The 26,344-nt window shown below is 66.6% G+C and carries 21 protein-coding genes and 6 pseudogenes; 23 read left to right on the top strand and 4 right to left on the bottom strand.

The window, feature by feature from the left end; translation table 11 throughout:
- Window positions 1-137 precede the first annotated feature (137 nt).
- From CN538_RS17985 to CN538_RS17950, 9 genes and pseudogenes are all read left to right on the top strand, one after another.
- A pseudogene (locus tag CN538_RS17985) lies at window positions 138-886 on the top strand (electron transfer flavoprotein subunit beta/FixA family protein).
- A 14-nt stretch (window positions 887-900) separates the two neighbouring features.
- On the top strand, window positions 901-1,827 hold the full coding sequence (locus CN538_RS17980; RefSeq protein ID WP_106420319.1) for an electron transfer flavoprotein subunit alpha/FixB family protein: 927 nt from the start codon (window positions 901-903) through the stop codon (window positions 1,825-1,827).
- 252 nt (window positions 1,828-2,079) lie between these two features.
- Complete coding sequence (locus CN538_RS25635) at window positions 2,080-2,463, top strand: DUF3450 family protein (protein ID WP_340638179.1); 384 nt, start codon at window positions 2,080-2,082, stop codon at window positions 2,461-2,463.
- Complete coding sequence (locus CN538_RS25630) at window positions 2,456-3,001, top strand: DUF3450 family protein (protein WP_340638178.1); 546 nt, start codon at window positions 2,456-2,458, stop codon at window positions 2,999-3,001. The genes CN538_RS25635 and CN538_RS25630 overlap by 8 nt, the downstream gene beginning before the upstream one ends.
- Window positions 3,002-3,062: 61 nt before the next feature.
- Window positions 3,063-4,442, top strand: coding sequence for a MotA/TolQ/ExbB proton channel family protein (locus CN538_RS17970; RefSeq protein ID WP_106420703.1), 1,380 nt, complete (start codon window positions 3,063-3,065; stop codon window positions 4,440-4,442).
- A 49-nt stretch (window positions 4,443-4,491) separates the two neighbouring features.
- Entirely contained in the window at window positions 4,492-4,959 is a 468-nt protein-coding gene (locus CN538_RS17965; protein ID WP_106420702.1) for a MotA/TolQ/ExbB proton channel family protein, read from the top strand.
- Window positions 4,952-5,357: pseudogene (locus CN538_RS17960) on the top strand (ExbD/TolR family protein). Before CN538_RS17965 ends, CN538_RS17960 begins: the two are co-directional and overlap by 8 nt.
- Entirely contained in the window at window positions 5,357-6,115 is a 759-nt protein-coding gene (locus tag CN538_RS17955) for a TonB family protein (RefSeq protein ID WP_106420318.1), read from the top strand. Before CN538_RS17960 ends, CN538_RS17955 begins: the two are co-directional and overlap by 1 nt.
- 2 nt (window positions 6,116-6,117) lie before the next feature.
- Window positions 6,118-7,401 carry a tetratricopeptide repeat protein gene (locus tag CN538_RS17950; protein WP_106420317.1) on the top strand — a complete coding sequence of 428 codons (1,284 nt, stop codon included), beginning with the start codon at window positions 6,118-6,120 and terminating at the stop codon, window positions 7,399-7,401.
- Window positions 7,402-7,616: 215 nt separating this feature from the next.
- Here CN538_RS17950 and xthA read toward each other — a convergent pair whose 3' ends face one another.
- The gene (xthA, locus tag CN538_RS17945) at window positions 7,617-8,435 is read right to left on the bottom strand and encodes an exodeoxyribonuclease III (protein ID WP_106420316.1); all 819 of its coding nucleotides are present in this window, start codon (window positions 8,433-8,435) and stop codon (window positions 7,617-7,619) included.
- Entirely contained in the window at window positions 8,435-8,671 is a 237-nt protein-coding gene (locus CN538_RS17940; RefSeq protein WP_106420315.1) for a hypothetical protein, read from the bottom strand. Before CN538_RS17940 ends, xthA begins: the two co-directional genes overlap by 1 nt.
- A gap of 295 nt (window positions 8,672-8,966) precedes the next feature.
- Between CN538_RS17940 and CN538_RS17935 the strand changes: the two are divergent.
- Together CN538_RS17935 and dinG are read left to right on the top strand one after the other, a co-directional pair.
- Window positions 8,967-10,255, top strand: a pseudogene (locus tag CN538_RS17935) (DEAD/DEAH box helicase).
- 77 nt (window positions 10,256-10,332) lie between these two features.
- A complete protein-coding gene (dinG, locus tag CN538_RS17930; RefSeq protein WP_106420314.1) occupies window positions 10,333-12,480 on the top strand; it encodes an ATP-dependent DNA helicase DinG in 2,148 nt (715 codons plus the stop codon).
- Between the two features lie 110 nt (window positions 12,481-12,590).
- On the opposite strand, the gene CN538_RS17925 is transcribed toward dinG, so the two are convergent.
- A complete protein-coding gene (locus tag CN538_RS17925) occupies window positions 12,591-13,673 on the bottom strand; it encodes a 3-deoxy-7-phosphoheptulonate synthase (RefSeq protein WP_106420313.1) in 1,083 nt (360 codons plus the stop codon).
- A 376-nt stretch (window positions 13,674-14,049) separates the two neighbouring features.
- Here CN538_RS17925 and rpoE point away from each other — a divergent pair, with 376 nt between their 5' ends.
- The 12 genes and pseudogenes from rpoE (at window position 14,050) to pdxJ (ending at window position 23,623) form a co-directional block, all read left to right on the top strand.
- A complete protein-coding gene (gene rpoE / locus CN538_RS17920; protein WP_035470046.1) occupies window positions 14,050-14,655 on the top strand; it encodes an RNA polymerase sigma factor RpoE in 606 nt (201 codons plus the stop codon).
- A 169-nt stretch (window positions 14,656-14,824) separates the two neighbouring features.
- The gene (locus tag CN538_RS17915; protein ID WP_106420312.1) at window positions 14,825-15,565 is read left to right on the top strand and encodes a sigma-E factor negative regulatory protein; all 741 of its coding nucleotides are present in this window, start codon (window positions 14,825-14,827) and stop codon (window positions 15,563-15,565) included.
- A gap of 324 nt (window positions 15,566-15,889) precedes the next feature.
- Complete coding sequence (locus CN538_RS23590; protein ID WP_242495360.1) at window positions 15,890-16,303, top strand: trypsin-like peptidase domain-containing protein; 414 nt, start codon at window positions 15,890-15,892, stop codon at window positions 16,301-16,303.
- A 79-nt stretch (window positions 16,304-16,382) separates the two neighbouring features.
- Window positions 16,383-16,664: a trypsin-like peptidase domain-containing protein gene (locus CN538_RS23585; protein ID WP_242495358.1), complete on the top strand. Its 282-nt coding sequence runs from the start codon at window positions 16,383-16,385 to the stop codon at window positions 16,662-16,664.
- Entirely contained in the window at window positions 16,636-16,977 is a 342-nt protein-coding gene (locus CN538_RS23580) for a PDZ domain-containing protein (protein WP_242495348.1), read from the top strand. The genes CN538_RS23585 and CN538_RS23580 overlap by 29 nt, the downstream gene beginning before the upstream one ends.
- A gap of 203 nt (window positions 16,978-17,180) precedes the next feature.
- Entirely contained in the window at window positions 17,181-17,315 is a 135-nt protein-coding gene (locus CN538_RS23575) for a hypothetical protein (protein ID WP_242495346.1), read from the top strand.
- A 192-nt stretch (window positions 17,316-17,507) separates the two neighbouring features.
- Window positions 17,508-19,325 (top strand): annotated as a pseudogene (lepA, locus tag CN538_RS17905) (translation elongation factor 4).
- 11 nt (window positions 19,326-19,336) lie between these two features.
- A complete protein-coding gene (lepB, locus tag CN538_RS17900; RefSeq protein WP_106420311.1) occupies window positions 19,337-20,125 on the top strand; it encodes a signal peptidase I in 789 nt (262 codons plus the stop codon).
- Window positions 20,126-20,284: 159 nt separating this feature from the next.
- A complete protein-coding gene (gene rnc, locus CN538_RS17895) occupies window positions 20,285-20,980 on the top strand; it encodes a ribonuclease III (RefSeq protein ID WP_106420310.1) in 696 nt (231 codons plus the stop codon).
- Window positions 20,977-21,873 (top strand): annotated as a pseudogene (era, locus tag CN538_RS17890) (GTPase Era). Before rnc ends, era begins: the two are co-directional and overlap by 4 nt.
- Window positions 21,874-21,882: 9 nt before the next feature.
- Window positions 21,883-22,589, top strand: a pseudogene (gene recO, locus CN538_RS17885) (DNA repair protein RecO).
- Window positions 22,590-22,792: 203 nt separating this feature from the next.
- Entirely contained in the window at window positions 22,793-23,623 is an 831-nt protein-coding gene (gene pdxJ / locus CN538_RS17880) for a pyridoxine 5'-phosphate synthase (protein ID WP_106420309.1), read from the top strand.
- Between the two features lie 346 nt (window positions 23,624-23,969).
- Here the strand turns inward: pdxJ and CN538_RS17875 are convergent, their stop codons facing one another.
- A complete protein-coding gene (locus CN538_RS17875; RefSeq protein WP_106420308.1) occupies window positions 23,970-26,285 on the bottom strand; it encodes a response regulator in 2,316 nt (771 codons plus the stop codon).
- Window positions 26,286-26,344 lie beyond the last annotated feature (59 nt).

Below are 26,344 nucleotides of genomic sequence, written 5' to 3'. Positions count from 1 at the left end.
GCGAGTCTGTTTCGCGTCAATCGGTTCGGCGGAAGCATCGCGTTCGTGTCGTGCATGACGGCCGGCTTTTGCCTGCCGCCAGGTCAGTGCCGTCTTCCGCCTCGCGCCGATCTTTTCTTCAGCCTGCGAGGACATCCATGAAAGTACTCGTCGCGGTCAAACGCGTCATCGACTACAACGTCAAGATCCGCGTCAAGCCGGATCACTCCGATGTCGATCTGACCAACGTCAAGATGGCCATGAACCCGTTCTGCGAGATCGCCGTCGAAGAGGCGGTGCGGCTCAAGAGCAGGGCGTGGCCAGCGAGATCGTCGCCGTCACCGTCGGTCCCAAGGCCGCGCAGGAGCAGCTGCGCACCGCGCTGGCGCTGGGCGCCGATCGCGCCATTCATGTCGAGACCGAGGCGCGGGTCGAGTCCCTGGCGGTGGCCAAGCTGCTCAAGGCAGTGGTCGATGAAGAGCAACCGGATCTGGTGATCCTAGGCAAGCAGGCCATCGACACCGACAACAACCAGACCGGCCAGATGCTGGCGGCACTCACCGGCATGCCCCAGGGCACCTTCGCCTCGAAGGTCGACGTCAAGGAAGGCAGTGTGGACGTCACCCGCGAGATCGATGGCGGTCTGCAGACGGTGGCACTGACGCTGCCGGCGGTGGTCACCACCGACTTGCGCCTCAACGAGCCGCGCTACGCCAAGCTGCCTGACATCATGAAGGCCAAGAAGAAGCCGCTCGAGAGCAAGACCCCGGAAGCGCTGGGTGTCAGCGTCGAGAGTGGGCTCGAGCTGCTCGGGGTCGAGACTCCGGCCGAGCGCAAGGGTGGTGTGAAGGTCGGCTCGGTGGACGAGCTGGTGGAGAAACTCAAGACCGAAGCGAAAGTGCTTTGAAGGGAGCGGCTGGCATGAGCATTCTGATTCTCGCCGAACAGCATGACGGCGAACTGGCGGCAGGCACGGCACACGTGGTCGCCGCGGCACGCGCGATCGGTGGCGACATCGACGTGCTGGTCGCCGGCGAAGGGGTCGACGCCGTGGCTCAAGCCGCTGCCGGCCTCGACGGTGTCAGCCGGGTGCGGGTGGCCGACGATGCGGTCTACGCGCACCAGCTGGCCGAGCCGCTGGCCGAGCTGCTGGTGGCACTGGCCGATGACTACACCCATGTGCTGGCGGCCTCCAGCACCACCGGCAAGAACGTGCTGCCGCGGCTGGCGGCGCTGCGCGATGTGGCCCAGATCTCCGACATTCTCGAGGTTGTCAGTGACGACACCTTCAAGCGGCCGATCTACGCCGGCAACGCCATCGCCACGGTGCGCTCGAGCGACCCGCTCAAGGTGATCACGGTGCGTACCACTGCGTTCGACGCCGTGGCCGACGGCGGCAGTGCCGCGATCGAGCCAATCAGCGCCGAGGTGAGCAACACCAGCAGCCGGTTCGTCGGCGAAGAGCTTGCCCAGAGCGATCGTCCCGAGCTGGGCAGTGCCAAGATCGTCATCTCCGGTGGCCGCGGCATGGGCAGCGGCGACAACTTCAAGCTGCTCGAAGGGATCGCCGACAAGCTGGGTGCCGCTATCGGCGCTTCGCGCGCGGCGGTCGATGCCGGTTTCGTGCCCAACGACATGCAGGTGGGGCAGACCGGCAAGATCGTCGCCCCGGAGCTCTACATCGCGGTGGGCATCAGCGGTGCGATCCAGCATCTGGCCGGGATGAAGGACTCCAAGGTGATCGTGGCGATCAACAAGGACGAAGATGCACCGATCTTCCAGGTGGCCGATTACGGCCTGGTCGGCGATCTGTTCGAGCTCCTGCCGGCGCTGGAGCAGAAGCTGTAAGCCACGGTTGATCGTGGCCAGAGCGGCGCCTTAGGGCGCCGGCTTTTTTATGCGCGCGGTTTTCATGCACGCGAGCACTCGGAAGGTCGATGCAGGGCCTGGATACTGATTGATAATTGTTCTTGTTTTTACTAGGTTGTCGTCCTCTAGCTCGGCTCATCACTTTTCGACGCTGTCGCACCGCTCCGAGGCGGTTCTGTCACGTCTTCAGGCCCACTCCCACGGCTTCAGGCCCATTCGTAAGGAGATCGCGTGGTGTTGCATTCCCCGCGTCAGCGAAGCCACCGTCGTCTCACGGCGCTCTGCTTCGCCGCCGCGAGTCTTGTCGGCGTGGCTACTCAGGCCCCGGCTCAGGACTCGCTCAGTCAGGCCAGCATCGAGGCGCAGCAGACTCAGGCCGCGCTGCAGCGGCGCATCGACAGCGCCGACGACGCCACCCGCGAAGCCCTCGAGCAGCTGCGCCGTGCCACTCGTCAGGCGGATCGCCTGGAGCGCTACAACGCCGAGCTGGCGCCGGTGGTCGCGGATCAGGCCAAGCGCATCGAGGCGCAGCGACGGGCGCTGGCGCAGATCTCGACCACGCGTGAGGCGCTGCCGGGGGAGATGCGCGAGATGGTCGAGCAGCTGCGTGGATGATCGAGGCCGACATGCCGTTTCGCGCCAGGAGCGCCTGGCGCGAGTCGATACCCTCGAGAAGATGCTCGCCAGCGATGAAACCTCCCAGGCCGAGAAGCTGCAGAAGATCTTTTCGGTGTGGCGCACCGAGCTCGACTACGGTCGCCAGATGGACCAGTGGAGCGGTGCGCTGACGGGTGAGCGCGCGCCGAATGCGAAGGCCGGCAGCGACTATGCGCGCCAGGTCGACTACCTGCGGGTGGGGCGCACCGGCTTTTACTATGTCACTCCCGACGGTCACGCCGGTGGCGTGTGGAAGGTCGCGAGCCAGCGCTGGGAGCCCCTCGATCGGGCTCAGATCGATGAAGTGCGCCGGGGCATCCGTATCGCCCGTGACCAGGCCGCCCCGGCACTGCTGGCGTTGCCGGCCTCTATCAGTGTGGTGCCCGGGCAGCCGCCGGCGACGGCCGATGACAAGACGGCAGCGGGCACTTCCCGGTCAGATGCGCCCCAGGCGGATGTCCCGGCGCCAGAACAGGAACAGGAGTCGGCGTCATGACCATGGATACGCTCATGGCCCGGGGGCGGGCGCGCTGGTCGCGCTGGCCTTGGCGGTGCTGATGGCGCCCCAAGCTCAGGCCCAGGAGTCGACACCCGCCCAGACCCAGGATGCTCCCAAGAGCCAGGCCAAAGCGGAGGCGCCGAATACGCTGCAGGAGGTGCTGGCGCGCTTCCAGGCCGATAGTCGCGAGGCCGAGGCGCGGGACGATGCACGCCTGGCCGCGCTGGTAGATGACCGCCAGAAGCTCGACGCGGCGGTGGCGGACGCCGAGAAACGACTGTCGGCGGCACAGGCGAAACGCGAAAAACTGGAACAGCGCCAGCGCGAGCAGCGCCAGACGCTGGCCGACCTGGGTCAGCAACGAGGCGGTGATGCCGCCGATATCGAAGCGGTGTCACAGGTGATCAAGCAGCAGGCCGGCGAGCTGCGCGATGCCCTCGGCGATAGCTGGCTGACGCTAGGCGGCGCGGCGCAGTTGCCGCCGCGGTTGGATGATCGTGGGCTGATCGATATCGACACCCTCGATCGGCTGCGCGGCGATCTCGCTGCGCTGATCGCGGAGAGCGCCCGCGGCGTAAGCTTTGAGGCGCCAGTGGCGGCGGCCGATGGCGACGTGCAGGTGCGCCCAGTGGTGCGCCTGGGCGACAGCGTGGCCTTCAGCCAGGGCGATCTGCTGGCGCGTGATAGCGACGCCAAGCTGCCGCTCGATGTCTTCCCGCATACCCCCGGGTATGTTCGGTCGGCGCTGCGCGACTTCCAGGCCGGGCAGGGCGAGCGCTTCTTCTTCGATCCCACCGATGGCGAAGTGCTGCAGGCGATCGCCCAGCAGCCCAGCCTGTGGCAGCGCTTTCAGCAGGGGGGCTATGTCGGCTACGTGATCGTAGGTCTGGGCGCCGTCGGCCTGCTGGTGGCGCTGGCGCAGTACCTCTACCTGCTCCAGGTGAGTGCGCGCATGCGGCGTCAGCTGCGCGACCCCGAGCGGCTGCGTGACGACAACCCTCTCGGGCGGGTACTGGGGCGCTTCGGTGCGCTGGGCCCGAGCCATGCCCCGGAAGCCCTAGAGGCGCGTCTTGATGAGGCGCTGCTGGCAGAGCAGCCGCGCCTGGAGCGCGGCCAGCCGATCGTCAAGCTGATCGCCGCGGTGGCACCGCTGCTGGGGCTGCTGGGGACGGTCACCGGGATGATCATCACCTTCCAGTCGATCACCGTGTTCGGCACCGGCGATCCGCAATTGATGGCCGGGGGGATCAGCCAGGCGCTGGTGACCACCGTGCTGGGTCTGATCACCGCGGTGCCGCTGCTGTTCGTCAATACCGCGCTGAGCAGCCGCAGCCGGCGGCTGGTCGGGCTGCTCGAGGGGCGCGCCAGTGCGGTTCTGGCCGAGCACCTGGAAGCCACAGGTCAGGATCAGGAGAGCCATCGTGGCGTTCACGCTTGAACCGCTCCGCTGGCTGATCGGCGCCGGCGGCGGAGTCCTGGTAGTGATCATGCTGGTCGCCATGGCGCTGTTCGCGCTGGCGCTGGAGCGTCTGATCTACTGGCGCGTCACCCACCGCCGTGCCCGTCGGGCGCTGATCGATGCCTGGATCCAGCGCCGCGATCACGTCAGCTGGAGCGCGCTCACCCTGCGCGAGGTGTGGACCCGCGAACTGCTGGCGCGGCTGCGCCAGCCGTTGCCCTGGCTCAAGCTGCTGGTGGCGATATGCCCGCTGCTGGGGCTACTGGGCACCGTCACCGGGATGATCCAGGTGTTCGATAGTCTCTCGCTCAGCGATAGCGGCCAGGCGCGGGCGATGGCCGACGGCGTTGCCCGCGCCACGCTGCCCACCTTGGTGGGCATGGCCGTGGCCGTGGTCGGGCTGCTGTTCGTGTCCCGACTGGAACAGATCATTCGGCGCGAGGATCAGCGACTGCACGATCGCATGGCCCGCGCGGTGGAGGATGCCCATGCGTAGGCGGCGCCTGCGGGAAGCGAGCGACGATACCACCGGGATCGATCTGACCCCGATGCTGGATGCGTCTTCATCATGCTGATCTCTTCATCGTCACCACCAGCTTCATCAAGGAGAGTGGGGTGGAGATCGAGCGACCGCAGTCGAGTGAGGCGACTGCGCGCCCCGACACTCAGGTGCTGGTGGCGATCACCCAGGATGGCGCGGTGTGGGTCGACGGTGAGGCGGTCGATGCGCATCGGGTCGGCGCCAAGGTGGCGGCGCTGGTTTCCGGCGATGGTAGCGTGGTGGTTCAGGCCGATCGCCGCTCGACCACGGGGCTGCTGCTCGAGGTGATGGATCGCATTCGCCAGGCCGGGGTCGACAACGTCGCCGTAGCGGCCAACCGGGGCGCTGGCTGATGCGTAGGCTGGTGGGGCTGGTCGCCGGTGGCGCACTGGCGCTGGTGCTGTTTTACCTCCTGGCGCTGCTGGTGGCACCGCCGGCGCCGAGGGATCAGGAGATCGTCAGCGCGGCGCCGATCGCTATGGTCGAAGCCCCGGAGCAGGCGCAGACCCCGGCGACGAGCGCGGCTTCGGCGCCACCGCCCCCCCCAGCCGCACCACCACCGCCGCCGGTCGCGGCTCCGACGCCGGCGCCGACACCTAGTCAGATCGCGGTGCCCGAGCCCCAGGTGGCGCAGCCGCAGACCCCGGTGCCGACGCTCGACGCCTCTCTGCCCGAGCTGAGCGAGGCACGACCGACGCCTCGACCCAAGCCTGAGCCACAACCTCAGTCGCAACCTGAGTCGCGTCCCGAGCCCAGCCCGCAGCCCAGCCCGTCACCGGCGCCCAGCCAGGCCCAGGGGCAGGCCGCGCAGCCGACGCCCAAGGGTACGCAGGCCGCGCCGCGGGACGTGGGGCAGCTGCAGCCGACCAGTCGGGTCAATCCGACCTATCCGGCGCGGGCGCAACGGCGCGGCCTGGAGGGCTATGTCGAGGTCAGCTTCGTGATCCAGCCCGATGGCCGCGTTGACGGCGGCAGCCTGCGGGTGATCGACGCCGAGCCGGCCAACGTGTTCGACCGCGCGGTGGAGGAGGCGGTAGCACGCTGGCGCTTCCCGCCGGCGGACGATGTGCGCCGCGCCACCCAGCGTATCGAGTTCAAACTGCAAGGTTGACCATGGACGCGCCACAGATTGTCATCCCTTCCGCGGATGCCGCCCGGACTGTCAACGCGGTCTCCGACATTGCCGACTGTCGTTGCGTCGGCGCTGCCAGGGGGCAGCGGCGACGATATGGCGCCGCGCTCCTGCTGCTGGCGCTGTTGGCGGCCACGCCGGCACTGGCCGAAGGGCCCGCACTGCGTTCCAGCATGATTGCGTCGCTCGAGTCGCTGCAGCAGCAGTTGGCCGCGGGCGACAACGCCGCGGTGGCGTCGCGCGCCGAGGCCGCCGCGGCGCGTCTCGATGGCGGCAATGCCGCCGATCGCTGGGCCCGGGCGCTGTTTCTGCAGCTCGAAGCCAGCGCCCTGGCGCGCCAGGGGGACAGTGCGGCGGCGGCGGCACGCCTGGCCACGGCCCGCGGCATCGCTGAGGTCCCGGCGGCGCGGCGGCTGGCCTGGCTACGCCAGGAGGCGCAGCTGCGCCTTGCGGCCGGCCAGCGCGAGCGTGGGGCCGACCTGCTCACGCGCTGGGTCGAGGCCAGCGGTGGCGACGCCGAGTCGCGCTGGTTGCTGGTGCGCACGCGCGCCGCCCTGAGTGAGTGGCAGGCGGCAGCCGACTCTCTCGATCGCCTGCACGCATCGGGTAGCGCCTCCTGGGACGCTGACCAGCGCCAGCTCGCCAGTACGGTCTATCAACACAGTGGCCGTTTCGATGACGCTCTGGCGCTGTTGGGTGACGATGCCGACTCGCCGCAGGTCTGGCGCCGCGCCGCCGGCCTGGCCCAGCAGGCGGGCGACTCCGGGCGCGCAGCGGCGATCTGGGAGAGTGGCTGGCGCCGCGGCGTGCTGACCCGGCCGCAGGATCTGGTGCAACTGGCCGAACTACATATCGCCGGTGGGACACCCGCTCGCGCGGGGGAGTATCTGGCGCGCTGGCTGGCGGACGGCGAGCTGCCACGTTCCGAGGCCAATCTACGCCTGGAGGCGCAGGCGTGGAGTGCCGCGCGCGAACACGACAAGGCCCTGGCAGCGTGGCGTGCGCTGGCTACCCTGACTGGGAGCGCAGCGGACTGGCGCCAACTGGCCGAGACCGCCTACGGCTGGGGCGAGTGGCAGGTGGTGCTCGACGCACTAAGTCAGATCGTGCCCGCCGACGACGTTGATCGGAATAAAGTCGACCAGAACGCTGCCCAGAAGACCGGAAGTGGTGATTCGTCGGGCAGGCTGCCCAAGGCGCGACTGGCTGCTGATGGGCGTTGCGCGGCCCGCTGGAGCGGCCGCAACTGGCACGCCGGGCGTTGAAACGGGCAGTGGCGGCGGGGGAGAGCCAGGCCCAGGCGTGGCTGGCGTCGCTGGGCCAAGGCTAGGGAATCCCGCATAAATGCCTGCACGAGCGAATGACTACGTTGCGCGGTACTTGAAGGCTCGCCTAACCCCATGTTATGTCTCGCCTTCTGCGTTCCGTGCGCCTTGTCCTTCATCTCGTTCGGCGATTTATTCAACGCTTCCCTAGGCGCTCACTCGAGCGCGAAGTCGCTCCACACCGGAGCGTGGTCCGAGGGCTTCTCCATGCCGCGCAGCGCGTAGTCGACGCCGGCGGCGCGGGTGGCTTCGGCCAGCGGGTCGGTAACCAGGATGTAGTCGATACGCAGCCCCCGCTTGGGTTCACGATCGAACCCCTTGGAGCGGTAGTCGAACCAGCTGAACAGCTCGCTGCTGTCCGGATGACACAGGCGGTAGCTATCCTTCAGTCCCCATGCCTTGAGCCGCTCGAGCCATTCGCGCTCTTCCGGCTGAAAGCTGGTCTTGCCTTCACGCAGCCAGCGCTTGCGGTTCTCCTCGCCGATACCGATGTCGATATCCTGTGGTGAAATATTGAAGTCGCCCATGATGGCCAGGCGTTCGGCGGGATCATGGCGCGCCTCGAGCAGTGCGCTGAGCCCGGCATAGAAAGCGCGCTTGTGCGGGAACTTGGTCGGATGGGCGACGTTCTCGCCCTGCGGGAAGTAGCCATTCCACACCGTCAGCGGGCGGCCGTCCGGCATTGCCAGCGTGGCACCGATCAGCCGTCGCTGGGCGTCCTCGGGGTCGTCCGGCAGGCCATAGTGGACCTGCTCCGGGCGCGCTTTGGTCATTAGCGCGACGCCGTAGTGACCCTTCTGACCGTGGATGTGGACGTGATAGCCAAGGGCTTCGACCGCCTCGCGCGGAAACTCACTGTCCTGGACCTTGGTCTCCTGCAGCCCGATCACGTCCGGATCGTGGGCCTCGACCAGCGCCTCCAGCTGATGCAGGCGGGCGCGAATACCGTTGATGTTGAACGAGACCAGGCGCATCAGTCGGTATCCTCCTGGCTGGTATCGGCTTTGTGCAGCGGCAGTGGCGCTACGCTCTGACGCTTCAGCTTGCGCTCGGCCTGGGCCTTGCGCTGCTGATCCTTCTTGGATACGTAACGGCGCGACGAGGTGACCTCGTCAGGATTCTCATGGCGCCAGCGGCGGTAATCCTTGCGCTTACCGGTGCGGATGCTGACCTTGTCGGCCAGGGAGCGGGTCTTCTTTCTGCGAGTCATTCACGCGGCCTTTGCTAGCGGCGCCCGCGGCCTGAGTGCCGGGGGCGTTGTCGTCTCATGCCGTCCATTCTAACAGGCCCCACCGCGGCTGACAGGCCGGGCTCGCTGCCCGGCTGGCGACGTCACGCACCCAGGCTGGTACACTAGGGGCTTGCCCGCGCCGACGCCGGGTCTCGGCCTGCCGCCAACGGCGGCGCCGAATGGCGGTGTCGGATCGAGCGCCAGCACTGCTTCGGCGGCTCTCCATATCCGCGCGGGCTTCATCGTCAATCGAATTCGGACATTCGTCATAACTATGAGTGAGTCGGACAACACCCAGGCACCGGCACAGAACCGCAGACCCAAGCGGCGTCGACGCAAGCCTCGTAAATCGCAGTCGCGCAACGCCACCGGCTGGTCGCTGGATCAGTTCCCGGTCGCGCCCGTGGCCGGCCGCTGGCGGTTCCACGATTTCGATCTGCCGCTGGCGCTGATGCGCGCCATCCACGCCGAAGGGTTCGAGTACTGCACCCCGATCCAGGCCGAAGCGCTGATGCACACGCTGCTCGGCGGCGACGTGGTGGGCAAGGCCCAGACCGGCACCGGCAAGACGGCCGCCTTCCTGATCTCGATGCTCGCCTATTTCCTCGAGGAGGAGGCGCCGGACGGCCAGAAGCCGGGCACGCCGCGTGCGCTGATCGTCGCGCCCACCCGCGAGCTGGCGCTGCAGATCGAAAAAGATGCCAAGGCACTGGCGCGCTTCACCGCGCTCAACGTGGCGAGCGTGGTCGGTGGCATGGATTACCAGAAGCAGCGCGAACAGCTGGTCAAGAACCTGGACATCCTGGTGGCCACCCCGGGCCGACTGCTGGATTTCCAGCAGAAGCGCGACATCGATCTCTCCCAGGTCGAGGTGCTGGTGCTCGATGAAGCGGATCGCATGCTGTCGATGGGTTTCATCCCTGACGTCAAGCGCATCATCCGCTACACGCCCAAGCGAGAAGAACGTCAGACCTTCCTGTTCTCGGCGACCTTTACTCCGGATATTCTCAATCTCTCCGAGCAGTGGACGCATAACCCGGCCCACGTCGAGATCGAGGTCACCACCGAGAACGCCGCCAACATCGATCAGCGCGTCTACCTGGTCAGCGATAGCGACAAGCGCCGACTGCTGATCAACCTGCTCAAGCAGGAGTCGATGGAGCGCGTGATCGTCTTCGGCAACCGCCGCGACCTGGTGCGTGAACTCGATGGGACGCTGCGCGAGTCGGGCATCAACGTGGCGATGCTTTCTGGTGATGTGCCGCAAATCAGCGCATCAGTACGCTGGAGAAGTTCCGCGACGGCGAGATCCAGGTGCTGGTGGCGACCGATGTCGCCGGGCGTGGCATCCATATCGAAGATGTCAGCCACGTGGTCAACTACACCCTGCCCGAGGATCCGGAGGACTACGTGCACCGTATCGGCCGTACCGGTCGCGCTGGCGCCAAGGGGGTCTCGATCAGTTTCGTCGGTGAGGAGGACGCGTTCTCGCTGCCCGAGATCGAGGCCTACATCAAGGACAAGCTGCCGTGCGAGCAGCCGCCGGAGTCGATGCTCGTCTAAGCCACCCCGATTGACCGCTCACCCCCGTGAGCGGTCACCCTGCCTTCCCCACACAGGCCGGCCTGCCCGGAACCCGCATGCTCGACGAGACGCTCAAGCAGGAGATTCAGGACGCCTATCGACGCACGCTCGAGGGTCTTGAGCTCACGCCGCGCTATGGCCAGCGGCTGATGATCGCGGAGATCGCGCGCACCCTGGCCGGGATCGAGCACGACGACCAGGGGCGGCGCACCTCTCACGAGCACGTCTGTGTGCTCGAGGCGGGTACCGGTACCGGCAAGACGCTGGCCTATCTGCTGGCGGCGCTGCCGGTGGCCAAGGCGCGCGGCAAACGGCTGGTGGTGGCGACCGCGACGGTGGCGCTGCAGGAGCAGGTGCTCAATCAGGATCTGCCGCGGTTGCGCGAACATAGCGGGCTCGATTTCGATTACGCCCTGGCCAAGGGGCGCGGGCGCTATCTGTGCGTCGCCAAGCTCGACCAGGCGCTGGAGGGCAGCGAGCCCAATCCCACGCTGTCGCTGTTCGAGCAGACCATCGCTACCGATGCCGGCGGCGACTTCCCGCAGCTGATCCAGGAGATGGCCGATACCTACGCCTCGGGCAAGTGGGAGGGCGACCGCGACAGCTGGCCGGTGGCGATCGACGACCGCGACTGGCGTCGCTTGACTGTCGACCATCGCCAGTGCACCAACCGTCGCTGCGGTCATTTCGGTGCCTGTGCCTATTTCCGCTCGCGGCGGCATTTGGAGCAGGCCGACATCGTGGTCGCCAATCACGATCTGGTGCTGGCGGATCTTGCCCTCGGTGGCGGCATGGTGTTGCCGCCGCCAAAAGAGTGCATCTATATCTTCGACGAGGGTCACCATCTTCCGGACAAGGCGCTGGATCACTTCCACCACCGCTTCGCCGTCAATGGCACCTTGCGCTGGCTGCGCACGCTGAAAAAGTCGCTCACCGAGCTGAATACCGCGCTCGCCGCCCAGCCGACCCTGGCGCGCCTGCTGGCGGCCTTTCCCGAACGGATCGCGGCGCTCGAGCCGAGCCTCGGCGAGGCCTACGCCATGGGGCATCAGATCGCCGGGCTCAAGCAGGGGGCGGGGGACGAGACCCGGCACCATCGCTTCGCCAACGGCCGTGCGCCGGCACCGCTGATGGCGCTGGCGCAGCAGCTGGTGATCCCGTTCGCGGCGCTGTCGCGTGACCTGGAGACGATGACCGAGATCCTGCGCGAGAGCCTGGATCCGGACAAGTCCACCGGGCTGTCACGGGAGCAGGCCGAACCCTGGCTACCGCTGAGCGCGCTGCTCCACGGTCGCGCCCTGGACGCCCACGCGCTGTGGCAAGCCATGGCCAGCGAGGATCCGCCGGACCAGAAGCCCCAGGCGCGCTGGCTCACCTTCGAGCGTTTCGGCAGCGAGCCCGAGCTGACCTTCTCGGCCAGCCCGGTCTCCGCCGCCGAGACTCTGGCACGCCACCTGTGGGGAACCTGCTACGGGGCGGTGGTGACCTCGGCCACGCTGACCGCGCTCAACCGGTTCGAGCGGCTACAGGAGCGTGCCGGCCTGGCCAATCGCTACCGCTATCAGCGCCTGCCGAGTCCGTTCGACTACTCCCGCGCCACCCTCAGCGTGCCGCGCGAAGCGGTGGAGCCCGGCGATCCGGTGGCCCATGACCGCGCCATCGTGCAGTTCATCGAAGGGCGCGACGACGATGAGGCGATTCTGGTGCTGTTCTCGTCGCGTAAGCAGCTCAAGAGCGTCGCCGAGGCGCTCGGTGAGCCCTGGGCGTCGCGCCTGCTTTCCCAGGACCGGCTGCCCAAACGCGAGCTGCTCGCGCGTCATCGCAAGGCGGTGGATGCGGGGCAGGGCAGCCTGATCTTCGGGCTGGCGAGCTTCGCCGAGGGGATCGACCTGCCGGGGCGCTATCTCACCCATGTGGTGATCACCCGGCTGCCGTTCTCGGTGCCGGACGATCCGGTAGGGGCGACGCTGGCGGAGTGGATCGAGAGCCAGGGAGGCAATCCGTTCATGCGCATCTCGGTGCCGGACGCCTCGATCAAGCTGGTCCAGGCCTGCGGCCGGCTGATTCGCAAGGAGAACGACAGCGGGCGTATCTCGCTGCTCGACCGCCGTGTGCTGACTCGGCGCTACGGCAAGGCGCTGCTGGACGCGCTGCCGCCCTTTCGGCGCGAGATCGAGGGTGTGGTCAGGGAGACGCCGGCCTGATCTGGCCTGTGCTGTCGCCGACATCAGCACGAGTACTCACCTTCCCGATGCCCTGACACGCCGACGCCCGCTGTCATCAGCGGGCGTCGGCGTGTCAGGGCCTGGCTGGCTCACTCTTGGGTAGCGAGCCGTGCCTTGAGCGCTGGTGCGAGCTGTTCGGCCATCTGGGTCAGGCTGCGCTCGGTGGTGGGCCAGTCGATGCAGGCATCGGTGATCGACACGCCATACTCGAGCTGGCTGCGGTCGGCGGGAATCTTCTGCGCCCCCCAGCCGATGTTGGATTCGATCATCAGACCGATGATCGAGCGATTGCCGTCGAGGATCTGGTGGGTCACGTTCTCCATCACCAGCGGCTGAAGTGCCGGGTCCTTGTTGGAGTTGGCGTGGGAGCAGTCGACCATCAGGTTGGCCTTGAGGCCGGCCTTGGCCAGCTCCTGCTCCGCCAGGGTGACGCTGACGCTGTCATAGTTGGGCTTGCCGTTGCCGCCGCGCAGCACCACATGGCCGTAGGCGTTGCCGCGGGTGCGGATGACCGCGACCTTGCCGGCTTGATCGATACCCAGGAAGTTGTGCGGGCTGGCCACCGATTGCAGTGCGTTGACCGCCACGTCCAGGCTGCCGTCGGTGCCGTTCTTGAAACCGACCGGGCCGGAGAGCCCTGAGGCCATCTCGCGATGGGTCTGGGATTCAGTGGTGCGGGCGCCGATCGCCGACCAGCTGATGCAGTCCTGCAGATATTGCGGCGAGATCGGGTCGAGCGCTTCCGTCGCCAGCGGCAGGCCGATCTCGGCCAGATCCACCAGCAGGCGGCGTGCGATGTGCAGCCCCTCTTCGATCTCGAACGAGTCGTTGAGATGGGGGTCGTTGATCAGGCCCTTCCAGCCCACCGTGGTGCGCGGCTTCTCGAAGTAGACACGCATCACGATATAGAGGCTGTCGCTCACCGCGTCGGCGAGCTGGCGCAGGCGCCGGGCATAGTCGCGGGCGGCCTCGGGGTCGTGGATCGAGCAGGGACCGATCACCACCAGCAGGCGCGGGTCCTCGCGATCGAGAATGCGCTGGATGGTCTGACGACCCTCGATGACCGTGCGCTCGGCGGCCTCGCTGAGCGGGATGTGCTGCTTGAGCACTTCGGGAGATATCAGAACGTCCTGTGCCAGGACGTTGAGATTGTTGACCTGCTGTTCCGACATTCTGGGCCCGTTGAAATCTGCGGTTGTTCGCGCTGGGGAGACGGCGCTATCGAAGGGCGCGCGTCTGCGTGTAGAGCGCGTACTATGGCGGCTGCGACGGGCAAAAATCAACTTCCCGCACGCCAGGGGCGGTCGCTTGACGCTGGCCGATGACTTGATGGCGGGCGCCAAAACGGCAAGACTGGCAGGCTTTCACCGCGTGCCCCCTCCGGCTTTCTGTTAAAAACCGGGGTTCTGTTATAAGTTGCACGCCTGTCAATGAATCGCGAGTCCCACGGCTCCAGGTTGAATCATGAGCGTATTGTCACCGTCATACCCCGATCGTCACCCGCTGTTGTCCCGATGTGCCGCGCCCATGAACCGGTGGAGTGCCTGAATGGGTGCCAGAGAGACCGATCAGCAGCTGGTCGAGCGAGCCCAGAAGGGGGATACCCGGGCCTTCGATCTGCTGGTCAAGAAGTATCAGCACAAGATTCTGGGGCTCATCGGCCGCTACGTGCAGGACCATGCCGAAGTTCAGGACGTGGCCCAGGAGGCCTTCATCAAGGCGTATCGGGCCCTTGGCAGCTTTCGTGCCGAAAGCGCCTTCTATACCTGGATGTACCGCATTGCCATCAATACCGCCAAGAATTATCTGGTCTCCCGTGGTCGGCGCCCGCCGGGGAGCGATCTCGACATCGCCGACGCCGAGGTGATCGATCAGAGCGGGCGGCTCTCCGATATCGAATCTCCCGAGGCGTCCATCGCCCGCGATCAGCTCGAGTCAGCGGTCTTCGCCGCGATCGACAACCTGCCCGACGATCTGCGTACGGCGATCACCCTGCGCGAGTTCGATGGCCTCTCCTACGAGGATATCGCCACCATCATGGAGTGCCCGGTGGGCACCGTGCGCTCGCGCATCTTTCGCGCGCGGGAGGCGGTCGACAAGCATATCCAGCCGCTGCTGGAGCGGGGGAATTCCGATGTCGCCAACGATGGCTGACGCATGGGCAGCGGGTAGCGTGTTCGATCTGCAAATAAACATGAATCGAAAATGAACTGTCGCGCGCCTGTGGCGTCATAGAGTGTGAAAGAGACACTGATGTCGTTGCCCGGCGACGCTGCCGGCAGCGATCACGGGCAAGGCACTGGCCGAGTGTGAGGGTGTGACTATGAAGCAGGTACGTGAGTCGTTTTCCGCGTTGATGGACGACGAGGGCGACGAGTTCGATCTCCGGCGCGTCTTCAAGCAGATGGAGACGGCTTCCGGTGAGGCGGACACCTGGCGGCGCTACCATCTGGCGCGCAGCATGATGCAGCGTGAACGCGAAGCGGTGGTGGATATCGATATCTCCGCTGACGTGATGGCGGCGATCGCCGATGAGCCGGCGCCCGGCGTGGCCGAGACGCCGGCGGCGTCCCGTCGCCACTCGTTCTCCTTCATGGGTGGCGCGGCGGTGGCCGCGGCGGTATCGCTGATGGTGATCACCGGCGTGCAGGTCTACAACGGCTTCGGCGGTGATGCCGCCGTACCGTCCGACATCGCTTCCAGCGGTGAGTCGCTTGCTCCGGCGGGCAGCGCGCAGCCCGCTTTCGCGTTACCCGCCGGTGGCGGTGAAAGCGGCGTGATTCCGGCGTCGATGCGCGCGCCGGCCTCCAGTGGCATGCCGATCTTCTCGATGGCTGGTGCTGGCGCTGGTGGCGAGCAGCACGGGCTGATGACCATCGGTGATGACGTCATGCTGCCGCTGTTCAGCGCCAGCGGCGACGCCGATCTGGAGCAGGGGCAGGGCGCTTCGCTGCAGTCCTACCTGGCGCGACGCACCCTGGGCAACGGTGACCTGGGGCTGCTGCACGGCTCCGGCAACTACGCCAGCCAGCTCCACGCGATCGACGCTTCCGCCACGCGCTAAGGCGCACCTCTACGTCGCCAACGGGGCGCGGCCGTCGCGAGACAGCCGCGCCCCGCGCGTTTCTGAGCTTCTGTCACGAGTTCTGTCGCCGCTGGGTCTTCGTCCCTCAAAAAGGGCACCCGGTGCGCTTGCCCGTCGGTAAAGAATCTTTACATCCCGTTGAACTCTTCGGTTTTTTCCGCATCAATGAAAGAGTGGCGGCGGCATGTGGCCACTGGCGCCGTGTCCTGGGCGGGGTTCATTGTGACCGCGTTATCTCTCGCCGGGTCCGGCCATCGCAAACGTATGGCTCGCGACGAGTCTTCATGGTGTTAGGAGTGTTTAATGGAACGTATGACAAGATGGTTCGCTCCCTGGCTGGTGCTGATGATGGCGCTGCTCTCGGCGCAGGCGGCTCGCGCCAGCGACCTGCCGGATTTCACCGCACTGGTCAAGCAGGCGGCGCCGGGCGTGGTCAACATCTCCACGACCAGCACGGTCAGCGCCTCCGACGACCCCTTCGGGCAGCAGGATGTCCCCGAAATCTTCCGCCGCTTCTTCGGCGATCAGATGCCACCGATGCCCGGCGCGCCGAGTGGCGAGGAGGAGCGCAAGTCGCTCGGTTCGGGTTTCATCATCCGCTCCGATGGCTACATCCTCACCAATGCTCATGTGGTCAAGAACGCCGACAAGATCATGGTGCGCCTGAACGATCGGCGTGACTTCCGGCCAAGCTGTGGGCTCCGACCCGCGCACTGACGTGGGCGCTGCTCAAGGTCGACGCCAAGGATCTGCCGACGCTCAAGATCGGCAACTCCGATGAGCTCCAGGTCGGTGAGTGGGTGGCGGCGATCGGCTCCCCGTCGGCTTCGACCACTCGGTCACCGCGGGCATCGTCAGTGCCATCAACCGCACCCTGCCCAGCGATACCTATGTGCCGTTCATCCAGACCGATGTCGCTATCAACCCGGGCAACTCGGGCGGTCCGCTGTTCAACCTGGATGGTCAGGTGGTGGGTATCAACTCCCAGATCTATACCCGCAGCGGCGGTTTCATGGGGCTCTCCCTTCGCCATTCCGATCAGCGTGGCGATGAACGTCGCCGATCAGCTGCGCACTGAAGGTCACGTCAGCCGCGGCTGGCTGGGTGTGGTGATCCAGCCGGTGTCCAAGGATCTGGCCGAGTCGTTCGGGCTCGATGACACCAAGGGCGCGCTGGTTTCCGACGTCAGCGACGACAGCCCGGCCAAGAAAGCCGGACTCAAGGCTGGCGATGTGATCTTGAGCGTCAACGGGGATGCCGTCGATGACTCCACCACGCTGCCGCGGATCATCGGCAAGTTCGCCCCGGGCGCGGAGATCAAGCTCAAGGTCCTGCGTGACGGCGATACCGCAACATCGATGTCACCGTGGGTGACTGGCCCGAATCGCTGAGCACCGATGGTTCGTCTGGCGGACAGTCGACCAAACGACCAGACCAAGCTGGGCATCGCCATCAGCGACCTGAGCGCCCAGGAGAAGCAGCAGCTCGAGGTCCGACAGCGGCGTGCTGGTGCGTCGGTCGATCCGCGCGGTGCGGCCGCGCCGCCGCCGGCATTCAGCCGGGCGACGTCATCGTCAGCTTCGATCAGAAGCCGGTGGACAGTGCCGAAGCGCTGGTCAAGGCGGTCAAGCAGGTCGACGGTGACCGCGCGGTACCGGTGCGCATCTCGCGTGACGGCAACTCGCTGTTCGTCGCCCTACGGCTCAAGGCTCACGACAACAAAGAGTGATGTGAGCCACACGCATGCCCGACGAGCCCCGCCCCCGGGGGGCTCGTCGCATGTGGCGCGGCGACGGCGCACGCGGTCGCTGTCCTTGGCACAGCCATGTCGGTACAATGCCGCCATTTCGTCATCAACCGCGTGATGCGCAACCCTTCGGGAGCGCGACCTTCCGCGCGTACAACGACTGGTAAGGACTCAATGGCAGACGCCGCAAGCAACGAACAGCTCAAGTACATCCGCAACTTCTCGATCATCGCCCACATCGACCACGGCAAGTCCACGCTGGCCGACCGCATCATCCAGGTGTGCGGCGGATTGAGCGAGCGCGAATTGAAAGAGCAGGTGCTCGACTCGATGGATCTGGAGCGCGAGCGCGGCATCACCATCAAGGCGCAGTCGGTGACCCTCGACTACCAGGCCGAGGATGGCCATACCTACCAGCTCAACTTCATCGATACCCCGGGCCATGTCGACTTCTCCTATGAAGTGTCGCGCTCGCTCTACGCCTGCGAGGGCGCGCTGCTGGTGGTCGATGCCGCGCAGGGGGTCGAGGCGCAGTCGGTGGCCAACTGTTACACCGCGATCGAGCAGAACCTGGAGGTGCTCCCGGTCCTCAACAAGATGGACCTGCCCCAGGCCGATCCGGATAAAGTGGCCCACGAGATCGAAGAGATCATCGGTCTCGACGCCCACGATGCGGTGCAGGTGTCGGCCAAGAGCGGGCTCAATATCGACAAGCTGCTGGAGCGCCTGGTGCGCGACATCCCGCCGCCCAAGGGCGATCGCGAGGGCCAGCTGCAGGCGCTGATCATCGACTCCTGGTTCGACAACTACCAGGGCGTGGTGTCGCTGGTGCGGCTGTTCGATGGCACCCTCAAGAAGGGAGACAAGATCCACATGAAGTCGACCGGGCGCGACTGGGAAGTGACCGATATCGGCTTCTTCACGCCCAAGCAGCACTCCACCGGCATGCTACGCGCGGGTGAGGTGGGCTTCGTGATCGCCGGCATCAAGGATATCCACGGCGCGCCGGTGGGTGACACCATCACCCACGCCAAGACCAAGGACGTACCGCGTCTGCCCGGTTTTCAGAAGGTCAAGCCGCAGGTCTACGCCGGCATGTTCCCGGTCAGCTCCGACGACTACGAGGACTTCCGCGACGCCCTCGAGAAGCTCGCGCTCAACGATGCCTCGCCTCGACTACGTGCCCGAGAACTCGGACGCCCTGGGATTCGGCTTCCGTGTCGGTTTCCTCGGCACGCTGCACATGGAGATCATCCAGGAGCGGCTGGAGCGTGAGTACGACCTCGATCTGCTGACCACGGCGCCGACGGTCATCTACGAGCTGCTGATGGACGACGGTGAGCTGGTCTACATCTCCAACCCGTCGAAGCTGCCCGACCTGGGCAACGTCGACGAGATGCGCGAGCCGATCGTGCGCGCCAACATCCTGGTGCCGCAGGAGTTCGTCGGCAACGTCATCAGCGAGTGCGTCAATCGGCGCGGCGTGCAGCTCGACATGCAGGTGCTGGGTAACCAGATGCAGCTGGTCTACGAGCTGCCGATGGCGGAAGTGGTGATGGACTTCTTCGATCGACTCAAGTCGATCTCCAAGGGCTACGCCTCGCTCGACTACAGCTTCGAGCGCTTCGAGCCGGCCAAGCTGGTGCGCCTGGACATTCTCATCAACGGCGATCGCGTCGATGCCCTGGCGCTGATCATCCATCGTGACCACGCCACGCCCGTGGCCGCGTACTGGTCGAAAAGATGAAAGAGCTGATCCCGCGTCAGATGTTCGATGTCGCGGTGCAGGCGGCGATCGGCGGTCATGTGGTGGCGCGTTCCACGGTCAAGGCGCTGCGCAAGAACGTCACCGCCAAGTGCTACGGTGGCGATGTCACGCGTAAGAAGAAACTGCTGGAGAAGCAGAAAGCCGGCAAGAAACGCATGAAACAGGTGGGGCGTGTGGAGATCCCCCAGGATGCGTTCCTCGCCGTTCTTAAAGTGAATGAGTAGGAAACGGTCTCATGGATTTTTCGTTGTTACTGGTGGTGGCAGTCGCCATCACGGGGCTGGTGTGGTTAGTCGATAGCCTGTTCTGGCGCCGCGCCCGTCGTCAGCGTCAACGCGCCGCCGCCGAAGAGAAGGGCAGTCACGATGCGGTGACCTACAAGGACCCGTGGCCGATCGATTACGCGCGGTCGTTCTTCCCGGTGCTGCTGATCGTGCTGGTACTACGCAGTTTCGTCGTCGAGCCGTTCCAGATCCCCTCGGGCTCGATGCGTCCGACCCTCAAGGTCGGCGACTTCATCCTGGTCAACAAGTTCGCCTACGGCCTGCGCCTGCCGGTGATCAATACCGAGATCGCGGATCTCGGCGAGCCCCAGCGCGGTGACGTGATGGTGTTCCGCTTCCCGGAAGATCCCTCGGTCAACTTCATCAAGCGGGTGATCGGGCTGCCGGGCGATCACATTCGCTACGAGAACAAGCAACTCTACGTCAATGGCGAGCCGGTACCCAAGACCTTGGTCAACGCCGACCCGCCGCAGGCGCCTGGCGAGGAGCTGCTGCGCGAGCACTTGGGGAAGGTCGAGCACGAGATCTACAACAACCCGAGCATGCCCGGGCCGCAGATGCGCGAGATCGTGGTGCCCGATCATGAGTACTTCATGATGGGCGACAACCGCGACCACTCCAACGACAGCCGCTACTGGGGCTTCGTCCCGGAGGCCAATATCGTCGGCAAGGCGTTTGCGGTATGGATGCACTGGGACGGCGGTCTGCCTAGCTTCAGCACGGTGCGCCAGATACACTGAATCGCATAGCGCGAACCGGCTGCGGTGGCCCGTCGAGGTCGCCGTCGGTGCGTTCTCGCCACGGCGGATCGGCAACCGATCCGACCACGATGCACTCGCACAGCGGGCGACGGGGCTACCCGCGCCCGCTTTGCGTCGGACAATGAAAATGGGAATGACGTGAGTGATCCTCTGCAAGGCTTCCGGCGCCGTATCGGCCACGAATTTCGTGACCCGTCGCTGCTGGAGCTGGCTCTGACGCACCGCAGTGTCGGCGGTGCCAACAACGAACGGCTCGAGTTTCTGGGCGACTCGATCGTCAACTTCGTGATCGGCGAGGCGCTGTTCAAGCGCTTCCCGGCGGCGCGCGAGGGCCAGCTGTCGCGCTTGCGCGCCGGTCTGGTCAAGGGCCAGACGCTGGCCGAGGTGGCGCGCGAGTTCGAACTCGGTGCCTGCCTGCGGCTTGGTTCAGGTGAGATGAAGAGCGGCGGCCACCGGCGCGACTCGATCCTCGCCGACGCGCTCGAGGCGGTGATCGGCGCGATCTATCTCGACGCCGGCATGGATGTGGCACGCAGCCGCGTGCTGGCGTGGTTCGGCACCCGGCTCGAATCGATCGATCTGCACAACACCCAGAAGGACCCCAAGACCCGGCTGCAGGAGTTTCTGCAGTCGCGCCAGCAGGCGTTGCCCCGCTACGAGGTGACCTCGGTGGAGGGCGAGGCGCACGCCCAGACGTTCAGCGTCGAGTGCCATATCGCCATGCTCGGCGAATCGCCGACCCTCGGTGAGGGCACCAGCCGGCGGCTCGCCGAGCAGCAGGCAGCGGAGCTGGCGCTGGCCAAACTCGAACCTACCAAGAGCAAGCGCGGATGACTGAGACCTGCGGCTTCGTGGCCATCGTCGGGCGCCCCAATGTGGGCAAGTCGACCCTGATGAACCGTATTCTGGGACAGAAGGTCTCGATCACTTCAAGGCGGCCGCAGACCACGCGGCACCAGATCATGGGGATCAAGACCGTCGACACGGCGCAGTTCATCTACGTCGATACGCCCGGCATGCATCTCCAGACCCGGGATCGCAACAAGGCGATCAACGCTTCATGAACAGGCGGCGACGCAGGCGCTGCGCGCGTCGACTGTGTGGTGTTTCTGGTCGACCGGACGCGCTGGACCGACGAGGATCAGGTGGTGCTCGACAAGCTGGTCCACGTCGAGGCGCCGGTGATTCTCGCGGTCAACAAGGTCGACTGGCTCGAAGACAAGGCGTCGCTGCTGCCGTGGCTGGAGTCGCTGTCGGCGCGCCGCGATTTTGCCGCGATCCTGCCGCTGTCGGCCAAGCACGGCACCAATGTGCCGGAGCTGGAAGCCGAGGTGGCCAAGCGCCTGCCGGAAGGGGTGCATTACTTCCCCGACGACCAGATCACCAACAAGAGCCAGCGCTTCCTGGCCGCCGAACTGGTGCGCGAGAAGGTCATGCGCCAGCTCGGTGACGAGCTGCCCTACCAGATGACGGTGGAGATCGAGGAGTTCCGCGACGAGGGCCGCGTGGTCCATATCAGTGCGCTGATCCTGGTCGAGCGCCAGGGGCAGAAGAAGATCCTGATCGGCGATAAGGGCGAGCGGATCAAGAAGATCGGCACCGAGGCGCGTCAGGAGATGGAGCGCGCCTTCGACGCCAAGGTCATGCTCAACCTGTGGGTCAAGGTCAAGCGTGGCTGGTCCGACGACGACCGTGCGCTGAAGAGTCTCGGCTACGATCTCGACTAGGGCAGGCGCATGCAACCCCAGCCGGCCTACCTGCTGCACAAGCGCGCCTATCGGGAGACCAGCGCGCTGGTCGACGTGCTCACCCTGGAACATGGCCATATCCGCGCCGTGGCCCAGGGCGTGCAGCGAGCCGGCAGCAAGTCCCGCGCCAAGCTGCAGCCTTTCGCGCCGCTGCACCTCACCTGGATCGGCGAGGGCGATCTCAAGCGCTTGCGCATGATGGAGACCACCCAGAGTGCGGTGCTGCTGGCGGGCGAGGGGCTGCTGTGCGGGCTCTACGCCAACGAGCTGCTGACCCGCTCGTTGCCCGTGGGGCTGCCGGTGGGTGAGGTCTTCGCCATCTATGCCTGGACCCTCGAGCGTCTGACCCGGCCCGCCGAGCGTGCCACCGCGCTGCGTCGTCTGGAGATCACCCTGCTCGAGACACTGGATGCCGAGCCGGTATTGCCGACGTCGACGAGCGCCCGCTGGACCCCGCCACACGCTATACCTACAGCCCGTCGAGCCGGCGTTTTTCGCCGGTGGCGGCGGATGCGCCGGGCTGGGACGGGCGCACGCTCAAGCTGCTTGCCCGTGGCGACTGGGATGCCCCGGGGCTGGCCGGTCTCAGCAAGGCGCTGACCCGGGCAGCGCTGGCACCACTGCTGGGGCCGCAGCCGTTGCGCTCGCGGGAGCTGATGCAGCGCTTGAGCCAGCGGCGGCGCGGTCTCTCCTGAGCGGCGGCGGGCCTACTCGGCCTGCCCGCCAGGTCGCACCTGAGTGCCCCTTGATGCGCCGCAGCGCCAATCCGCCGGCCAAGCCCCCGATCTTGCCTGATCGCTTCCCCCGAGGGCGTCAATGAACGCTTTCAGGGGTAGGTGTCAGTGACAAGCTTTAGTGACAGTGTCTAGCGACAGGCTTCAGCAAAAGGAGTGACCGCATGCTTACCACCCGGATTCAACTGGGCGTCAATATCGATCATATCGCCACCCTGCGTCAGGCCCGTGGTACCCGCTACCCGGATCCGGTGCAGGCGGCACTGCTGGCCGAGGAGGCCGGTGCCGACGGCATCACGCTGCATCTGCGCGAGGATCGCCGGCATATCCAGGAGCGCGATGTCGAGCTGATCGCGGCGGTGCTCAACACCCGCATGAACCTCGAGATGGCGGTCACCGAAGAGATGATCGCGCTGGCCGAGCGCCTGCGCCCGTCGGATGTCTGCCTGGTGCCCGAGAAGCGCGAGGAGTTGACCACCGAGGGCGGTCGTCTCGATGTGATCGCCGGGCGTGATGCGATCGCTACCGCCTGCCGCCGGCTTGCTGCCGTGGGGTGCCGGGTATCGCTGTTCATCGACCCGGAGCCGGATCAGATCGCCGCCGCCCAGGCGGTGGGGGCGCCGGTGATCGAGCTGCACACCGGTGCCTACGCCGAAGCCCAGGGTGATGCCCGCGGTGTCGAGTATGCGCGTCTCGCCGCGGCGGCGGAGCTGGCCAGCGAGCTGGGGCTGGTGGTCAACGCCGGTCACGGTCTGCACTATCACAATGTCGAAGCGATCGCGGCGATTCCCGGTATTCACGAGCTCAACATCGGCCACAGCATCATCGCCCGCGCGCTGTTCGTGGGGCTCAAGGAGGCGGTGGTGGAGATGAAGCGGCTGATGGTCGCCGGCCAGGAGGCCGGACTGGTGGCCCAGCTCGAGTCCTATGATGAGGACCACGACCACGACCACGACCACGACCACGACCATGACCATGCTCACCACCATCACTGAAACCGGCGTTCTCGCCCGATAAGGGCCGTGCAGTGAGCCAGGCGCCGGCCGGACGCGTCAGCGCGGCGCGGCATGCCGCTCGGCCCAGGCGGCGAGCTGGTCGCAGGCATGGGTCGTTGCATCACTCGCGCCGGCAGTCGGCCAGCGGGGCCTGCTGCAAGCGTGTCTCCAATGCGCTGCCAGGCGGCGCTCAGGCGGGTAGCCGCAATAGCGGCAGCCGCCCCGCCTACTGGTGAACGGCGTCGCCGAGGGCCGCGGCATCCGCGGCCTGCCATGCTTGTGCCAGCGTCAGGCGGTGGTGCGGCAGTTCGGCCAGCAGCAGGTCAGCAGTTCGTCGGCCAGCGCTTCACGGCCCGCCGCTCAGGCGCAGGGCGAGGTCGGGGTCGACCACCGCCAGCTCCGGCTCCTCCGTGGGCTCGCTGACGCCGGGCAGATAGCGCAGCAGCAGCGACCGTAGCTGGCGCTCGTCGATCGGCTTGGTCAACAGCTGCTGACAGCCGCCGGGCCCCTCCTCGGGTAGCTCGGCGCCAGGGCTGGCGCTCATGGCGATGATCGGTAGATGGGACCAGCGGCCGCCGAGGGCGCGCAGACGGGCAATGGTCGCGGCGCCGGAGGCGTCGGGCAGGCGCAGGTCCATCAGCACCAGATCGATGGCGTGGCCCGCGGCGAGCGCCAGTGCCGACTCGGCGCTGCCTGCCACCAGTGAGCTTGCGCCGACGATCGGGAGCAGCGCATCCAGATAGTGCTGACTCAACTCGTCGTCGTCGACCACCAGAATGCGCGGTTGATCGCTGCTCGTCTGGCGCCCGGCGGCATCGAGCATGCCGGCCAGGGTGCGCCCCAGCAGATAGCGTGAGATCGGTAGCCGCAGCACGCTGCAGCCTACCGGCAGGCGCCACGGCAGCGGTTGGGTCGGCTCGGCGTTGACCACCAGCAGGCAGGGCCTGGCCATGGCGTCGAAGCGGCGCTGCCAAGCGTCGCGCGCCGCTGGTTTGAGATCTTGCTGATCGAGTCCGATGAGCATCAGCGCGGGCGGCTCGTCTTCCTGGGTCAGAGCGTCGGCGTGGGTGATCGGCTGCACTCGGGCCGACCAGCGCTTGAGTGCGTAGGCGAGCAGATGATCGAGCCGGGTATGGCGCTGATAGAGGCCGATCCGCGCCTGGCCGAGGTCGAACTCGGCTGGCCTGACGAACGGCTCGCAGGCGCCCAGCGTGACGCTGGCGATCACGCTGTTGCCGTGTCTGCCATCGCTGCCGAGGCGCAGCTCGCCTCCCATCTCCCGCGTCAGCCGCCGGCACACGGCGAGACCGCTGCCGCGACCCGCGGTCTCCATTGGGGCGGCCAGAGCACGGCGCAGCTGCTCGCGGTCGCTACCCTCGGCACATCCGGCGTCCTTGACGCTGATCGTCAGTCGCACGCGTTCGCCATCGCGGCTCGCCAGCGTGACACGAGTCACCACATCGCCCGCGGCGCCATACTTGACCGCATTGCTGATCAGATTGGTCAACAGCTGACGCAGCGCCACCGGCTGGCCCACCAGGCGTGGTGGTACCTCGTCGTAGACCATGCCCAGCAGGGTGATGCCGCGGGCCTGCGCCAGCGGGGTCTGCAGGCAGTTCACCTCCCACAGCAGATCGGCCATATCGAAGGTAGTCTCCGCCTGCCGCCGGCGCTCGTCGCCGAGCACGTGATCGACGGTGTCGAGCAGGCCGTTGGAGGCCAGATGGATATGCCGCAGCCACTCGCGCTGACGCGCGTCGAGAGGACTGTTCTCGAGCAGCCGGCAGAGCCCGAGCACCCCGGAGAGCGGCGCGCGCAGTTCGTGACTGACATAGGCCAGATCGCTGATCTCCTTGGCGGCATCGGGCCAAGCAGGGGATGAGGCAGCGTCGGGCTGAGTAGAGGGCGAGGCAGCGTCGGGCTGAGTAGAGGGCGAGGCAGCGTCGGGCCGAATAGAGGGCGAGGCGGCGTCGGGCCGAGCGGGGGGCGTATCCGTCTCGACGGGCAGTGCGGGAGCGGTGCCACCAGAGTTGGTCTTGCCAGAGTTGCTCTTGTCAGGGCCGGTCTCACCGATATACGGGTCGCCGGGTTTGCTATCGTGCTGCCCCGTGGCTTGGTGCAGCGACGTGGTGTGACGTCGCCGGGCCACGCCAGCCCCCAGCAGCAGCATCAGACACAGGCCCGAGAGTGACAGAGTCAGGATGTGGTCGCGCGATCGGTTGCCGGCGTCGAGCGCATCGGGATCGAGTTCGATGTCCAGCCACAGGCGCTGCGGCAGCTGTGCGGGTGTGAGCCAGTCGACCGGCAGCAGCCAGCGCTGTGCGGACTCCGCATGCCAGCCGCGGGCATCGGTGTCCAGCGGGCGAGGCGGCGGGCCGGGAGCCTCACCGCTGCAGTCGGCTTCGCTGCCGTCTTCGTTGCGCAGGGTGACGTTGCGAATGTCGGGATCGTTCGAGAGCTGCCTCAGCAGCCGATGGATGGTGGCGTGGTCCTCGTGCAGCGCGTCGGTGAGCGCCGGGACCAGCACGCGCCCCATCGTTCCCAGATGTTCCGGTACCCGCTGGCCACGCGCCTGCTCGAGCTGCCACAGGTGGCGCCCGCTCAGGACCAGGACCCCGATCACCAGGATCAGCGCAAGACGTGTCAGCCAGCGTGAGAGCATCGGCGGCAACGAACCCCATGATGTCGATTAGGTTGCATCTATCGGCCGATACGGCGCGA

Source organism: Salinicola tamaricis (genome assembly GCF_003006155.1).
GTDB lineage: Bacteria > Pseudomonadota > Gammaproteobacteria > Pseudomonadales > Halomonadaceae > Salinicola > Salinicola tamaricis.
The sequence above is the reverse complement of the archived record's forward strand: the minus strand, read 5'-3'. Positions and strand labels throughout refer to the sequence as shown.